This window comes from Acinetobacter sp. FB (assembly GCF_056033405.1).
Genome location: NZ_CM148502.1, coordinates 236,807 through 251,163 on the forward strand (window position 1 = coordinate 236,807; position 14,357 = coordinate 251,163).

General features: G+C 39.1%; 12 protein-coding genes and 2 tRNA genes. 8 read left to right on the plus strand and 6 right to left on the minus strand.

The features are described 5' to 3' along the window. Positions 1 to 52 precede the first annotated feature (52 nt). Entirely contained in the window at positions 53 to 670 is a 618-nt protein-coding gene (hisH, locus tag AC0JIQ_RS01105) for an imidazole glycerol phosphate synthase subunit HisH (RefSeq protein ID WP_474202386.1), read from the minus strand. Next, on the minus strand, positions 670 to 1,263 hold the full coding sequence (hisB, locus tag AC0JIQ_RS01110) for an imidazoleglycerol-phosphate dehydratase HisB (protein ID WP_000194096.1): 594 nt from the start codon (positions 1,261 to 1,263) through the stop codon (positions 670 to 672). The genes hisH and hisB overlap by 1 nt, the downstream gene beginning before the upstream one ends. Before the next feature lie 103 nt (positions 1,264 to 1,366). Here hisB and AC0JIQ_RS01115 point away from each other — a divergent pair, with 103 nt between their 5' ends. The 4 genes from AC0JIQ_RS01115 (at position 1,367) to AC0JIQ_RS01130 (ending at position 3,584) form a co-directional block, all read left to right on the plus strand. Further along, positions 1,367 to 1,744 carry a GNAT family N-acetyltransferase gene (locus tag AC0JIQ_RS01115; RefSeq protein ID WP_004659998.1) on the plus strand — a complete coding sequence of 126 codons (378 nt, stop codon included), beginning with the start codon at positions 1,367 to 1,369 and terminating at the stop codon, positions 1,742 to 1,744. A 109-nt stretch (positions 1,745 to 1,853) separates the two neighbouring features. Further along, positions 1,854 to 1,929 (plus strand) — tRNA-Phe (locus AC0JIQ_RS01120). Positions 1,930 to 2,067: 138 nt separating this feature from the next. Next, positions 2,068 to 2,143 (plus strand) — tRNA-Phe (locus tag AC0JIQ_RS01125). 181 nt (positions 2,144 to 2,324) lie between these two features. Further along, complete coding sequence (locus AC0JIQ_RS01130) at positions 2,325 to 3,584, plus strand: OmpP1/FadL family transporter (protein WP_474202387.1); 1,260 nt, start codon at positions 2,325 to 2,327, stop codon at positions 3,582 to 3,584. A gap of 60 nt (positions 3,585 to 3,644) precedes the next feature. On the opposite strand, the gene AC0JIQ_RS01135 is transcribed toward AC0JIQ_RS01130, so the two are convergent. From AC0JIQ_RS01135 to ompR, 3 genes are all read right to left on the minus strand, one after another. Then, positions 3,645 to 5,159 (minus strand): acetyl-CoA hydrolase/transferase family protein, encoded by a 1,515-nt coding sequence (locus tag AC0JIQ_RS01135; RefSeq protein ID WP_474202388.1) that lies wholly within the window; start codon positions 5,157 to 5,159, stop codon positions 3,645 to 3,647. Between the two features lie 147 nt (positions 5,160 to 5,306). Continuing rightward, entirely contained in the window at positions 5,307 to 6,770 is a 1,464-nt protein-coding gene (locus tag AC0JIQ_RS01140; protein WP_474202389.1) for an ATP-binding protein, read from the minus strand. 17 nt (positions 6,771 to 6,787) lie between these two features. Then, positions 6,788 to 7,552 (minus strand): osmolarity response regulator transcription factor OmpR, encoded by a 765-nt coding sequence (ompR, locus tag AC0JIQ_RS01145; RefSeq protein ID WP_004657337.1) that lies wholly within the window; start codon positions 7,550 to 7,552, stop codon positions 6,788 to 6,790. 318 nt (positions 7,553 to 7,870) lie between these two features. Here ompR and AC0JIQ_RS01150 point away from each other — a divergent pair, with 318 nt between their 5' ends. Continuing rightward, positions 7,871 to 10,228 (plus strand): Tex family protein, encoded by a 2,358-nt coding sequence (locus AC0JIQ_RS01150; protein WP_474202390.1) that lies wholly within the window; start codon positions 7,871 to 7,873, stop codon positions 10,226 to 10,228. 171 nt (positions 10,229 to 10,399) lie between these two features. Here AC0JIQ_RS01150 and AC0JIQ_RS01155 read toward each other — a convergent pair whose 3' ends face one another. Next, positions 10,400 to 12,139, minus strand: coding sequence for an acyl-CoA dehydrogenase family protein (locus AC0JIQ_RS01155; RefSeq protein WP_474202391.1), 1,740 nt, complete (start codon positions 12,137 to 12,139; stop codon positions 10,400 to 10,402). Positions 12,140 to 12,402: 263 nt separating this feature from the next. Between AC0JIQ_RS01155 and AC0JIQ_RS01160 the strand changes: the two genes are divergently transcribed. From AC0JIQ_RS01160 to AC0JIQ_RS01170, 3 genes are all read left to right on the plus strand, one after another. Next, positions 12,403 to 13,233 carry an AraC family ligand binding domain-containing protein gene (locus AC0JIQ_RS01160; RefSeq protein ID WP_474202392.1) on the plus strand — a complete coding sequence of 277 codons (831 nt, stop codon included), beginning with the start codon at positions 12,403 to 12,405 and terminating at the stop codon, positions 13,231 to 13,233. Between the two features lie 76 nt (positions 13,234 to 13,309). After that, positions 13,310 to 14,020, plus strand: a complete 711-nt coding sequence (locus AC0JIQ_RS01165; RefSeq protein WP_005219401.1) for an AzlC family ABC transporter permease — start codon at positions 13,310 to 13,312, stop codon at positions 14,018 to 14,020. After that, positions 14,017 to 14,334: an AzlD domain-containing protein gene (locus tag AC0JIQ_RS01170; protein ID WP_005052287.1), complete on the plus strand. Its 318-nt coding sequence runs from the start codon at positions 14,017 to 14,019 to the stop codon at positions 14,332 to 14,334. Before AC0JIQ_RS01165 ends, AC0JIQ_RS01170 begins: the two co-directional genes overlap by 4 nt. Positions 14,335 to 14,357 lie beyond the last annotated feature (23 nt).

The window sequence follows — 14,357 nt, forward strand, 5'->3', positions numbered from 1 at the left end:
TTTGAAACAGATCAAACGGTACACGACGTTTGATCTGTAATCGCGCGATGAGTTAGATATTCCACTCAACAAAGTTTTTTAACAATTGCAAACCAGCCGTATGACTTTTCTCTGGATGAAATTGGGTCGCGAACAAATTGTCTTTGTGAATCGCCGTACAGAAATTCACGCCATAATCACAAATTGCTGCCGTGATCGCTGGATCTTTTGGTTCTACATAGTAACTATGCACAAAGTAGAAACGTGCATCTTGTTCAATGTTATTCCACATCGGATGGCTTGGATCAAGTTGATGGACTTGATTCCAGCCCATGTGAGGTACTTTCAAGTTTGGAATTTCTGGAAAGTGTTTAACAACACCGTCAAAAATACCCAAGGCATCGACACCGCCATTTTCTTCTGAACTTTGCAGTAGTGCTTGCATGCCGACACAAATGGCTAATACAGGTTTGTTAAACGCGGCTTGACGTACCACTTCATCGATCCCTGCTTCATGCATGCCTTGCATACAATCACGCATGGCACCTACACCAGGAAATACAATTTTATCTGCTTTAGCAATCAGTTTTGGATCATTGGTCACATCGACAGTTGCACCCACATGCTCTAAAGCTTTTGCTGCAGAGTGTAAATTACCCATACCATAATCAAGTAAAGCAATACGTGTCATTACAAGCTACCTTTGGTCGAAGCAATTGTATTTTCTGCACGTGGATCAATTTCACATGCCATACGCAATGCGCGAGCCAATGCCTTAAACACACTTTCGATCTGGTGATGGCTATTCTTACCCTTTAGATTGTCAATATGCAGGGTCATTAACGCATGGTTGACAAAACCTTGGAAAAACTCAGAAAACAAATCGACATCAAACGTGCCGATACGAGCGCGAGTGAATGGAATATCCATAAATAAACCCGGACGACCAGATAGATCAACAACAACACGAGAAAGTGCTTCATCAAGTGGTGCATAAAAATGACCATAACGACGTAAGCCTTTTTTATCACCTAAAGCTTGCGCAAAGGCTTGTCCCAAGGTGATTCCACAATCTTCAACAGTATGGTGATCATCAATTTCTAAGTCACCATCGCAATGAATATCGATATCAAATAAACCATGACGCTTGATTTGATCAATCATATGGTCTAAAAATGGAACTCCAGTGTTGAGTGTGCCTTGACCTGTACCATCGAGATTGAGACGAACTCGAATTTTGGTTTCGTTGGTATTTCTTACCACTTCACTGATACGTTGCGTCATGGACACGTTCCTCAAAAAACGTCAAAAATGATTGAATTAAAAACCAATATTTCGCTGTGACGAAAAAGTGACAGCATCATAGTTTGCTCAGGAGGGTTTATCAATGCCTATTACCGTACATGCTTACAGTACACTAGATAATCTAGGAATTCGTACTCAGCTCGAGCGACTCTACGATACCAGCCCAGAGTTTGGTGATGGGCAAGATGCAATGGAGCAACTTGCGCAAAATCTACAGCAATATACCACAGTTTATACCGCTGAATTTAACACCAAAATTATAGGTGCAATTTGGGCAACAGGACAAGGTGAAAGCCGTGTTTTAGAATATATTGTCGTACATCCATCCAATCGTGGACGTGGGGTTGCAGAGCGTTTGGTTGAAGAAGTGTGCCGTATGGAAGAGGAACAAGGTGTAAAGCATTTTGAACCAGGTTGTGGAGCAATTCATCGTTGTTTATCGCATTTGGGCAAAATCTAAAATTAAAGTCTAATTGGTTTGCGATTTGCAGTAAAATTAGACGTTTGATAGAAAAATCCACAAATTTGCTTGACGCACGTGGGTAAACATTGTTTAATACGCCCACTTTGGCGCGATAGCTCAGTCGGTAGAGCAACGGATTGAAAATCCGTGTGTCCCCAGTTCGATCCTGGGTCCCGCCACCATAATTTGTATTTTCAATCCCCGATCCCATCGGGGATTTTTTTTACTCAAAATTGATTGCATGAAAAATGGGCAATCAAATCAAAAGCTCATGATAATTATTGACTATTGAGCTGAGATACGGCTTAATACACCCCATTGGCGCGATAGCTCAGTCGGTAGAGCAACGGATTGAAAATCCGTGTGTCCCCAGTTCGATCCTGGGTCCCGCCACCATATTCAAAAAGCCCTAAACTCAAGTTTAGGGCTTTTTTTATGCATGAATCAAAATGGAATGTGTTTTGATCAAAAAATCTGTTTATGAATAAAAAGAATATGCTTCTCAAATTAACTTAGTTATCTGAATAAAAGAAAAACAATATGCTTATGCATATATTATTTTTACTGAAGATAAGTTATGCAAAAGTTGCTTGGATTTACACTTCCTACATTATTTTTATCTGCTTTATCGTCATCAGCATTCGCGACAACAGGTTATTTTATGCATGGCTATGGGGTTAAAGCTCAAGGAGCTGCTGGGGCCTCTATTGCGGAATTTAATGATGCTTTGACGATTGCGAATAATCCTTCTGGATTGGCTTGGTTAGACAGTCGTGTCGATATTGGCGCGACTATATTTAACCCTAAGCGTTCTGCTGAAATTGAGGGAAATTTGGCAGGCGCCAACGGTCAATATAGTGGCAATGGGCGTGAATATTTTGTTCTACCTGAATTTGCGGTAAATAAGAAAGTAAATGATACGGTTGCTTTGGGTTTAGCGATTTATGGTAACGGCGGTATGAATACCTCCTACAAGAAAAATCCGTATGCAGCTTTTGGAAATACAGGTGAAGCAGGGGTGGATTTAGCGCAGATTTTTATTTCTCCATCTGTGGCTTGGCGATATAGCGAAAATCAATCCATCGGTGTTGCGACCAACATTCTTTATCAACGATTTGAAGCTAAAGGAATTTCAGGTTTTGCACCATTTTCTGTTGATGGGCAAAAACTGAGTAATAATGGTAAGGACTCTGCTACAGGCATAGGTGTTAAAGTCGGCTGGAGTGCCAAGCTAAATGATGTCGTAACCGTTGGTGCAAATTATTCTTCAAAAATTAAATCGGACAAATTTGATCAATATCGAGGTTTATTTGCACAAGCTGGAGGTTTTGATGTGCCGGAGAGTTATGGGGTAGGAGCCGCTTTTCAATTGACGCCTGCATTAACTGTATTAACCGATATAGCGCGTATTAATTATTCTGATGTAGATTCAGTTGGAAATCCTTTTAGTCTAGCTTCGGTGATGGCGGGTAATGGTTTTGGTTCAGAAAAAGGTCAGGGTTTTGGTTGGAAAGATATCAACATTTACAAGATTGGTGCGGCATATCAAGTCAATCCACGAGTGACGATAAGAGCTGGATATAGCCATAATGATCAGCCAATTCCCCAAGATCAAACGTTCTTGAATATTCTTGCACCTGGTGTAATTCAAGATCATCTCAGCGTGGGGGCGACGTGGAATATTGATCGTGCACAGGAGCTTAGTGTTGCATATACCTATGGTTTGAAAGGAACCGTAAAAGGAAGTCAATCTATTCCTTTGAACTTTGGAGGTGGTGAAGCTAACCTTGAAATGGATCAGCATATTTTAGGTGTTTCATATGGTCTGAAATTCTGATCAAAACGAAAAAGGCTGAATCAAATGGATTCAGCCTTTTTGAAGATGTGAAGCAAAAAATTAAGCGGTTTTTGCTAATTTTTCGTTTGCTAACATATGACCAGTTTCTTCGAAGTTCGCATGCCATGACAGTGCTTCACGAAGAATATGAGGTGTATGGCCACCGCGCTCGCAGGCACGATCAAAATAGTCATTTAAGGCAGCTTGATAAAGTGGGTGTACACAGTTGTCAATAATCACACGTGCACGCTCACGAGGTGCTAAGCCACGTAAATCTGCTAAACCAACTTCAGTTACCAAAATGTCAACATCGTGCTCATTGTGATCAACGTGGCTTACCATTGGCACGATTGATGAAATATCACCACCTTTTGCGATTGACTTGGTAACAAAGATTGCAAGGTGAGCATTACGCGCAAAATCACCTGAACCGCCGATACCATTCATCATTTTTGTACCGCAAACATGCGTAGAATTCACGTTGCCGTAAATATCGAATTCGAGTGCTGTATTAATTCCAATAATACCTAAACGACGTACGATTTCAGGGTGGTTAGAAATTTCTTGTGGACGTAATACTAATTTATCTTTGTAGTGTTCAAGATTGCCAAATACGCGCTCACCACATTGTGCAGATAGGGTAATTGAGCTACCAGAAGCAAATTTCATTTTTCCAGCATCAATCAATTCAAAAGTACAGTCTTGTAATACTTCAGAATACATGACCAAATCTTCAAAGTTAGAATCTTTAAGACCAGTCAAAACTGCATTTGCAATTGAACCAATACCTGCCTGTAAAGGACCTAGGTTTTTCGCTAAACGACCTGCAGCAACTTCTTTTTCAAAGAAAGCGATGAGGTGATTTGCAATCCCTTGAGTTTCATCGTCAGGCGCAGTCACAGTTGAAGGTGAGTCTGCCGTATTATTAAAAACGATGCCTACGATTTTTGCTGGGTCAATTTGGATTGCAGTTGAACCAATACGATCATCGACTTGAGTTAATGGAAGTGGGGTACGTGTTGGACGATATGTTGGAATATAAATATCGTGTAAGCCCTCAAAGTTTTCGCTCAATGAGGTATTAATTTCAACGATCACTTTTTCAGCAAAAATTGCGAAACTTGCAGAGTTGCCTACAGAGGTTGTTGGTACGATATGACCATCTTCTGTAATCGCAACAGCTTCAATCACAGCAATATCTGGACGTTTAAGCTGTTGATTACGCATTTGCTCAACAGTTTCAGATAAATGTTGGTCGATAAACATTACTTCACCATTATTAATGGCGCGACGTAAAGTATTGTCAACTTGGAATGGCATACGACGAGCAAGTACACCTGCTTCCGTCAATTGTTTGTCTAAGTCATTCCCTAGGCTTGCACCTGTAATTAATGTGATTTTTAACGGACTTTTTTTAGCTTGTTCGACTAATGCTTGTGGCACAGCTTTAGCTTCTCCAGCACGAGTAAAACCACTCATACCAACCGTCATATCATTTTCAATAAAGCGAGCAGCCTGTTCAGCGCTCATCACTTTGTCATGTAGGGTAGCAAGGCGAATACGACTTAAAGACATGATCCATTCTCAATATACTTCTTAGTTAGATATGGATTTTAGCGTTAAAACTTGAAAAGGGAATTGGACTACGGCTAAGGTCTAATATGTGAAATGCGTGATACTTTTTCAGAGATAAAAAGAGTTATTTTTCCATCACGAATTGTTCTAAAAATGTCCGGTTATAGTCTGTTTAATTTTATCAATCGCATTCGTTTGAGATTCTTCAAGATTTTCATGGTTGAGAGGAAGTGAAATCACCACTTCTAAACCACCTTGCTCGCGATTGCGAATGCTAATTTGTCCCTGATGAATGTCAACAATACGTTTTACAATGGCTAAGCCGAGGCCACTTCCTTGAATCGTACGCGCTGAATTACCACGAACAAAGGGTTGCATGAGTTCTTCAACTTGATCTGGTGGAATACCTTCACCATGATCAGCGACGGTAATCAGAATATGATCATCAACATGGCTTGCCGATAATTCAATTGGTTCTGCGCCATAACGTTTGGCGTTGTTGACTAAATTCGCAATCAAACGTTTTAAGGATAGACTTCGCGCAGGGATGATGGGTAGCTCTTGTGCTTCAAAACGAATATCTAAGGGCTTAAATTGTACAGCGACCTCTTGAAGCAAAGTATTGATATTGGTTTGTGATAGTTCTTCATCAGATCCATCTCGCATATACGAAATAAATTGATTGAGGATCGCATCCATATCATCTACATCGTAAATTAGACCTTCGCGGAAAAACTCATCTGGGAGCATTTCTGCGGTCAGGCGAATACGTGTCAGTGGTGTACGTAAATCATGTGAAATCCCTGCTAGCATGATTTGTCGATCGCGTTCAGTTTGCTCAAGCGTATATACCATATGGTTGAATGCTTGGTTTACTTGACGTATTTCGAGTGGCCCATGATTGGTATCAAGATAAGGTGCTTTACCAATTTTACTGTAATTGTTGGCAGCATTCTGTAATCGACGTAATGGTCGATTCATTTGTCGAACTAGAATTAAAATAATAATTGAAGAAATAATTGGAACGCCAAATAGCCATGCTGCAATCAGTTCCACGCTGTAGTTAGTATACGTTTTTAATGGTTCACGCACCCAGTTACCATGCATTTCAGGCGTTTGAATCCAAATACGTGGAATCGGTTTGAATTTAAAATATACAGTAACGTTATCAGCGTTATCGACTCCCAGCTCTTTCGCAAGTTTGGTTTCGATTTGGTTGGTAAATAACTCGGCTAAGAATTTATCTTCAATTTTTGGAAATTCTTTAGGGTCAGTGATGTATTCAATACCAATACGGTTTTTAAGCCATGTATCGACATCAACTTCTGTATCACGATGTAAAATACGGATATCTGGATTATTGACTAATTCAAGCTCAATGGCGAGATAACGCGCATGTTGTTGTAATTCTGGTAAATATAACGTTCGCCAAAAGAACCACAAGGACATAAACAAGCTAAAAACGACCGTGAACAATACCAAGATCGTGGTACGCATAGCCGCAGAACGAGGTTTAATTTTATCTAAAAAACGTTCCCATTTTGTTCGCGGTCTTTCTGAATAAGTCGCGAAATCTGTAAATGCTTGTGGATCAATTGGTTCAAGTTTCAATGAAGAATTTCCTAAGCTTACTCTGCACCATCTGGAACAAATACGTAACCTACACCCCAAACGGTTTGAATATAACGGGCACGCGCAGGATTATCTTCGATTAAACGACGTAGACGAGAGACTTGGACATCAATCGAGCGCTCCATAGCACCCCATTCACGACCACGTGCCAAATTCATCAATTTATCACGAGTTAAAGGTTCGCGAGGATGCTGAACCAAAGCTTTTAATACCGCAAATTCACCTGTCGTTAACGTGACCACCTGACCTTCACGCGTTAAAGTACGTGTAGAAAGGTCAAGCGACCATGGACCAAAACTTACGACTTCAACTTGTTGACTTGGTGCACCTGGTACTTCACGGACTTGGCGACGTAAAACGGCACGAATTCGTGCTAATAGTTCATTTGGGTTGAATGGTTTTGGTAAATAATCATCTGCACCCGCTTCAAGACCCGCAATACGGTCAGAATCACTACCACGTGCAGTGAGCATAATAATAGGTGTGTCGATATTAGACTGACGTAAACGACGGCAAATACTTAAACCATCTTCAACAGGCAGCATAAAATCTAAAACGATAAGCGAAAATAACTCACGTTGTAGTAAACGATCCATTTGCGTTGCATCATGGGCTGTTTTTACCACAAAGCCTTTATCTTCTAAAAAGCGTTGTAATAAGGTACGCAGACGCACATCATCATCGACCACTAAAATGCGTTCGACGCGATCTGTCTCATGATGTACGGTTTCCGTCGATTCGGCAGGTACAACTAAACTCATGATGTGCTCCTTTATCGTTTATTGTCATCGTCTTTATGCAATGCTAGGGAGTATACGATTCATTGCACAGTTTTGGCTATGTTATAAAGCAACAAATATTGCCAATAAAATCAAGAGATAGATACCAAATGTATACAGGTAAAATTATGACAATCGATCTATTTTTCAATATTTAGGCGAAAAATTCTTAGTATTTTATAAGTATTTATCAATTAGCATAATCTACTCTAAAAATATTCAAAAAAACAATAGTGGATTTTATAGTCACGGACTTTATAATCAGTGCTTTTAGACTTAACCCTTGTGGAATCAATCACGATGACTGACTTAGTTCAGCAGTTGGCAAATGAACTTGCCGTACGTCCAAACCAAGTAGAAGCTGCTATTCGTTTAATTGATGAAGGCGCTAGCGTTCCTTTTATTGCACGTTACCGTAAAGAAGTCACGCAGGGCTTAGACGATACGCAATTACGCCAACTCGACACACGTTTAACTTATCTACGTGATTTATACGAGCGTCGTGAAAAGGTGATTCAATCTTTACAAGAACAAGATAAATTAAGTGATGATTTATTGGCGCGCGTGAATGCAGCAGAAACTAAAAATGCATTAGAAGAAATTTATGCACCGTACCGTCCAAAACGTACCAGTAAATCATTTAAGGCAAAAGAAGCTGGTTTAGGTCCAATAGCTGAAAAAATTATTGCCGATCAAGTTGATCCGACTGAGGCATTGGTAGGTTTTAGTCATGAAGATTATCCAGATGTCGAAAGCCAACTTGATGCAATTCAGCATATCTTGATTGATGATTGGGCACAAAATATTGGATTAACCACTGAATTAAAACAAATTTTCTCTAAAACAGCAGTTTTGAAAAGCGCAGTTGCTTCTGAAGAGAAAAAAGAAGTTGGCAAAAAATTCCGTGATTATTTTGAATTTTCAGAAAATTTAAACAAGTTACCTTCTCATCGTTTATTGGCGATGTTACGTGGTCGTCAAGAAAATGTATTGTGTTTAAAAGTAGATGGTGAAGATGATGCGCCATTGGTACGCATCGAAAATGAATATAATCTTGAACAAATTCAACCACAAAGCCGTCAGGATTATTTAAAACAAACTGCAAAATTATTTTGGCTTGGCAAGATTCGCCCGCAAATCGAACATTCATTATTGACTGATAAGCGCTTAGCTGCTGAAGCTGAAGCAATGGATGTGTTTGCTGAAAATCTACGTCATTTACTTCTTTCTGCACCTGCTGGTGGCCGTACGACTTTAGGTGTTGATCCTGGTATCCGTACAGGCGTAAAGCTTGCGGTTGTGAGTGATGCAGGTGATGTTCTAGCACATAGCACGATTTACCCGTTTGCACCGAAAGAAGATAAAGAAGGCTCAATTGCAGAGCTCGCTCGTTTATGCAGAGAGTTCCACGTGGAACTTATTGCGATTGGTAATGGTACAGCGAGTCGTGAAACCGAAGCTGTTGTTGCTGAGATGATGGCTGCAAATACTGATTTAAAACTCACGCGTATTACGGTCAGTGAAGCTGGAGCATCGGTTTATTCGGCAAGTGAACTTGCTTCTCAAGAATTACCAGAGCTTGATGTTTCAATTCGTGGAGCAGTATCGATTGCTCGTCGTTTACAAGATCCATTGGCCGAACTCGTTAAAATTGATCCTAAATCAATTGGTGTGGGTCAATATCAGCATGATGTGAATCAAACTGGTTTGGCAAAAACACTGGATGCAGTTGTTGAAGACTGTGTGAATGCGGTGGGTGTGGATGTGAATACCGCATCTCCAGCGATCTTGGCATATATTGCAGGTTTAAATAAATCGATTGCACAGCAAATCGTTGAATATCGTAAAGAACATGGTCGTTTCGATAACCGTCAAGCCTTGAAAAAAGTGCCACGTTTAGGTGAGCGTACTTTTGAACAATCAGCAGGCTTCTTACGTGTTCAAAATGGTTCTGAGCCATTGGATGCATCAGCAGTTCACCCAGAAAGTTATGGCGTTGTTGAAAAGATTGTTGCAGCAAAAGCCACAACAGTAAAAGACATTATTGGTAATACTGAAATTATCCGCCAAGTCAAAGCAGATGAGTTTGTCGATGACAAATTTGGTTTGCCGACGATTCAAGATATTTTAGCTGAACTTGAAAAGCCGGCTCGTGATCCACGTCCAGAGTTCCGTACTGCCAAGTTCCGTGAAGATATTACGGAAGTTGCGCAACTGACTGAAGGCATGCAGCTCGAAGGTGTGGTGACCAATGTGACTAACTTCGGCGCGTTCGTAGATGTGGGTGTACATCAAGATGGTTTAGTGCATATCTCTGAACTTGCAAATGAATTTGTTTCTGATCCACATAAAGTGGTGAAACCAGGTCAAATTGTGCAAGTACGTGTGATGCAAGTTGATGTGGAGCGTAATCGTGTGAACTTAAGTATGCGTGCAGAAGGTTCTGCACCTGCTAAAGCGCCACGTCAGCAACAGCGTCCACAGCAAGAGCGAACTGAACGTTCAGAGCGTAAGCCTCAAGGTCAACGTCCACCACGTAAAGAAGGTGACTTTAAGCGTCCGCAAAATAACAAGCCAAAAACTGAAAAACCACAAGAGCAAAAAATTGGTGGTTTAGGTGCTTTGTTATTACAAGCAGGGATCAAAGGTTCTAAATAATCTTCTTTAATTGTTAAAAGTCTGAATTATTGAGGAAATAAGCCTATATTAATAGGCTTATTTCTTATTAATCTTCTACTATAAAATTTTTTTTGATTTGCGATGTTAGAATAACAGTCAGTAATTAAATTTCAAAAAAGATAAAACACAAAATTTATTTCTTCTTTTGTATTAAAAAATTTGTGCAATATCTCCCCATTTTCTAGCGATTTCTTTATTACCCATAGGAGTTCTTTTAACTAGCTCAAGCATATCAAATTCATTTGCCACAAAAAGGGCTTCTTGTTCAAATACTTGGATGCAGCTTGTTTCATAATCAGTACGTAAGTTTTGAAACTCTGCATGGGTAATAAGTCCGTTGGCACTGAACCATGCCGCGTTATCTAAAATATATTTGATGGAAAAATTTCTTTGTACTTCTGGGCGATTCTGGAGTGCTAGTATGGTTTGATAAATACCATAAGCCCAAGCAAGTTCTTTGGCAATTTGTGTGGAGTCATTCCATGCTTGAATAGTATCCATACTACTTTCCAATTTTGATGATAAAAAATCTTTTTGCTTTTGAATTTGATACAAGATAATGTGTTGCAATTTGAGTACTGATTTAATAGATAAATTCTCCATATTTGCAATTTGGCTTGGTTCTAAATTTTTATTAATAAGATCCTTTGCGATTTTCATCAATACAGGTAATGAATCACCTTCTGCCGTACTAGTGTGGTCGTTTAAAGAGATTGCTGAGACAATGAGATTACGTCCCATTTTACCTTGAGCACCAGTCCTTGCCATACAAATATGTAGAGCCTCTCTTGCAATTTCTACACACATACTTTTTACGATACCAGCCTGATGTTGGAATTCTGTTTTTGAGAGCTTTTCCGTTAAGCATTTTTGTTTGATCGATTCATAAAGTGAAATTGAGGCGATAATAGAGACATATGCGTAGGATAGCTCTAATTTATGTATAAGAATATCGAGTAAGCTAAAGCGAATGTTTTTATTATTAAGAGTTCTATTCTTTGAGTATTCAATTGCATTTGAAATTGCAATTTTGAAATTAGGTATTAGTGCTGCAACTAATACTATTTTCCCCCATTCCACACGAGAGAGTGAGTGAAAGAAAATTTCTCTTTTATTTTTAGCTTTAGTAATAAATAACCCATCAGATGTTACTTGATTTAAATCTCCACCTAAAAAAGCATAATATGGAATTCGAACATCATGAAAAGCCGTAATACTATGATCTACTTGTGCCGTATGCATATCAACAACAGATAGCTCACTTGTTTTAATGCCTGATAATAATTTTCCGTCATGATCTCGACATTGAATAACAAAAGGGTGAACGCCACAATCCTTTCCTTCAGTCCATAGCCGAGCCATGACTACAGCCAGTTTAGGGTGTCGATTTGAGCCTAAATAAGGCATAAATTTACATGCCCCAACGACAGGTGTATTTATAATAAATTCTTTTGCTTCTTTATTATAATGCGCTTGTGTTTCTAAACTCATTGCATTATTCCCCATATCTAGCTCAGTAACCATATAGATTCCTTTGCTTTTTAGTTTTATCAAATCATCTATATATTGGTTAAGTAAATTACGATTCTCTCCTGCTAATGTCAGGATTGTACCTAAACATAAGTTATAGTGGCTGGCTAATAAAGGTGATAAACCTGGTGCCCAGATTAAACATGGAGATTCCATAATGGTAAGTAATTTCCCCATGTTATGTAAGATATCATCTGCTGTAAGATCAGCTATTTGAATAACAGCCTCCATTTGGTTATAAAGTTGCTCAACGTCTTCTATTTTATTTTGATTAATCTTAGAAGAACAAAATAAACTAGTTTGACTGAGTTTTTTTAGACTTGTTTCTAAGTCATTAAAATTATTTTGTATTTTTTTCATAATAAGACCTTGAATGGTGAATGTTTTTATGGTGAATTTTTTTAATAATAGTTGGCTTTATTCTATTTAATTTTCCACTTAGTTATGTAAAATTTTTTAATGCTTTTGAGATATTTTCTGTTGCAAGATCTTTGTAAAAATACGTTTATCTGAATCAATCAACTATAAGCAAATAGTAGATGCGAAAAACAGCAATTTTGTTCTATAAATCTATCTAAATCGCGTTAACCTGAAATGATGCATACATCCCTTAGGAGGTCGTGATGTCGCGCAGACCTCGAGAACAAGTCGATTACTTACACCTAGAAGAATTGGGTGGTTTAGAAATGCTGAAAGCCAGTTACTATCAGCAGGAATTCTCACGGCATGTCCATGAAGGATTTTGCATTGGTGTCATTGAGGAAGGGGCACAACGGTTCTATCGTACAGGTGGCAATCATGTTGCACCACAAGGCGATATTATTTTAGTGAATGCTGATGAAGTGCATACAGGCTCATCTGCCGTGGAAACAGGTTGGCGTTATCGCGCGATTTATCCGACTCCCGAAATTTTCCATGAATTAACCCGTGATCTCACCACTGTACACGGTACAGCACCGTGGTTTAGAGAAGCAGTGTTGCATGATGAAGGTTTGGCACAGCAATTACGATTACTTTTTGATTTACTTGAACAACCGAATAATAAGCTGCTTAAACAAACATTATTTTTGTCGACAATTGCTTGGCTAATCTCAAAATATAGTCAAACCAAGCCTCAAGCCACTGATCTGAGTAATGCGAAACAACGCATTTTAAATATTAAAGAATTAATGGCGAGTATACCTGAGCAAGAGTTTTCACTTATTGAATTAGCGGGAATGGCAAATCTCAGCCAGTGGCATTTTTTACGTCAATTTAAAAAGCATGTTGGACTCTCACCGCATGCGTGGCTCATTCAAGCGCGTTTACAGAAGTCACAAAAATTATTAAGACAAGGTCTGAATTTATCCGAGGTTTCACAACAATGTGGTTTCTCGGATCAAAGTCATTTCAGTCGACATTTCCGTCAAACGTTTGGTATTACACCGGGTGGTTATATTGCTTATCTCAAATAAAACCGCAATTTTATACAAGCTTCATGAAGTCATTTTTGGCATAGTCTATTCTCGTTAATGAATAATTGTGATGTTGATGTTAGGTGAAAGCACAGACGACACTCCGATGACCGAATCACGGGCATTTTTAAATGGAGTGATCAAAATACTGCCATTGTGTTTTGCGGTATTGCCGTGGGGTTTACTCGCGGGTTCAATGGCGATTCAAGCAGGGCTAACGACTTTACAAGCGATTGGGATGTCTGCATTGGTCTTTGCAGGTGCTGCACAATTGATGACCTTAGGTTTAGTCATGGCAGGAACGCCTGCAATCACAATTATCATTTCCGTTTTTTTGATTACCACGCAGCATTATTTATATGCACTGTATTTACGTGAAGATATTTCTAAACAGCCTTTAAAAGATCGGTTGATGTTGGGCTTTTTACTAACTGATGAATTGTTTGCAGTGAGTATTAAAAAGCAACAGCATTATATTCACTATCTGCTAGGCGCAGGACTTTGCTTTTATTTATGTTGGGTTCTATTTAGTGCTTGTGGGGTCTTTCTTGCTGCTGCAGTTCCTAATTTAGATCAATATCATCTCGATTTTTCGATTGTCGCGACATTTATCGCAATCGTGGTTCCATTTATTAAAAACTTAAATACTTTGGTTGGAGTATTGGTTTCAGTGATTCTCACCGTTGTTTTTCTAAGTTTAGGTTTTAAAAGTGCCGCGATTATGGCGGGTGTAATTGGAATGTTTGCGGCAACCTGTTTGCAGAATTTTAGGGAGCGTACAGCATGACTTGGTTTCTCCTGATTATTCTCGCAATTGTGGTGTTTATGAATCGCTATATTCTACTTGAACCGAATCTGCCTTTGCGTTTACCCAAATGGTTTCAACAATCTTTGCAATATTCTGCACCGTGTTTATTGACGGCTATTGCAACACCGATTGTTTTTATGGATGAACATGGTGTATTTCGTGAAACATTACTCAATCCTTATTTTCTGGCGACGATTTTAACGATTTTGATTGCGTATAAAGTCCGTCATACCTTGTTGACGATTATTTTGAGTTTGGCATGTTTTTATGGATTGGTGTTTTGGTTGAATTAAAAGATTGGGTTACAGATCATGCA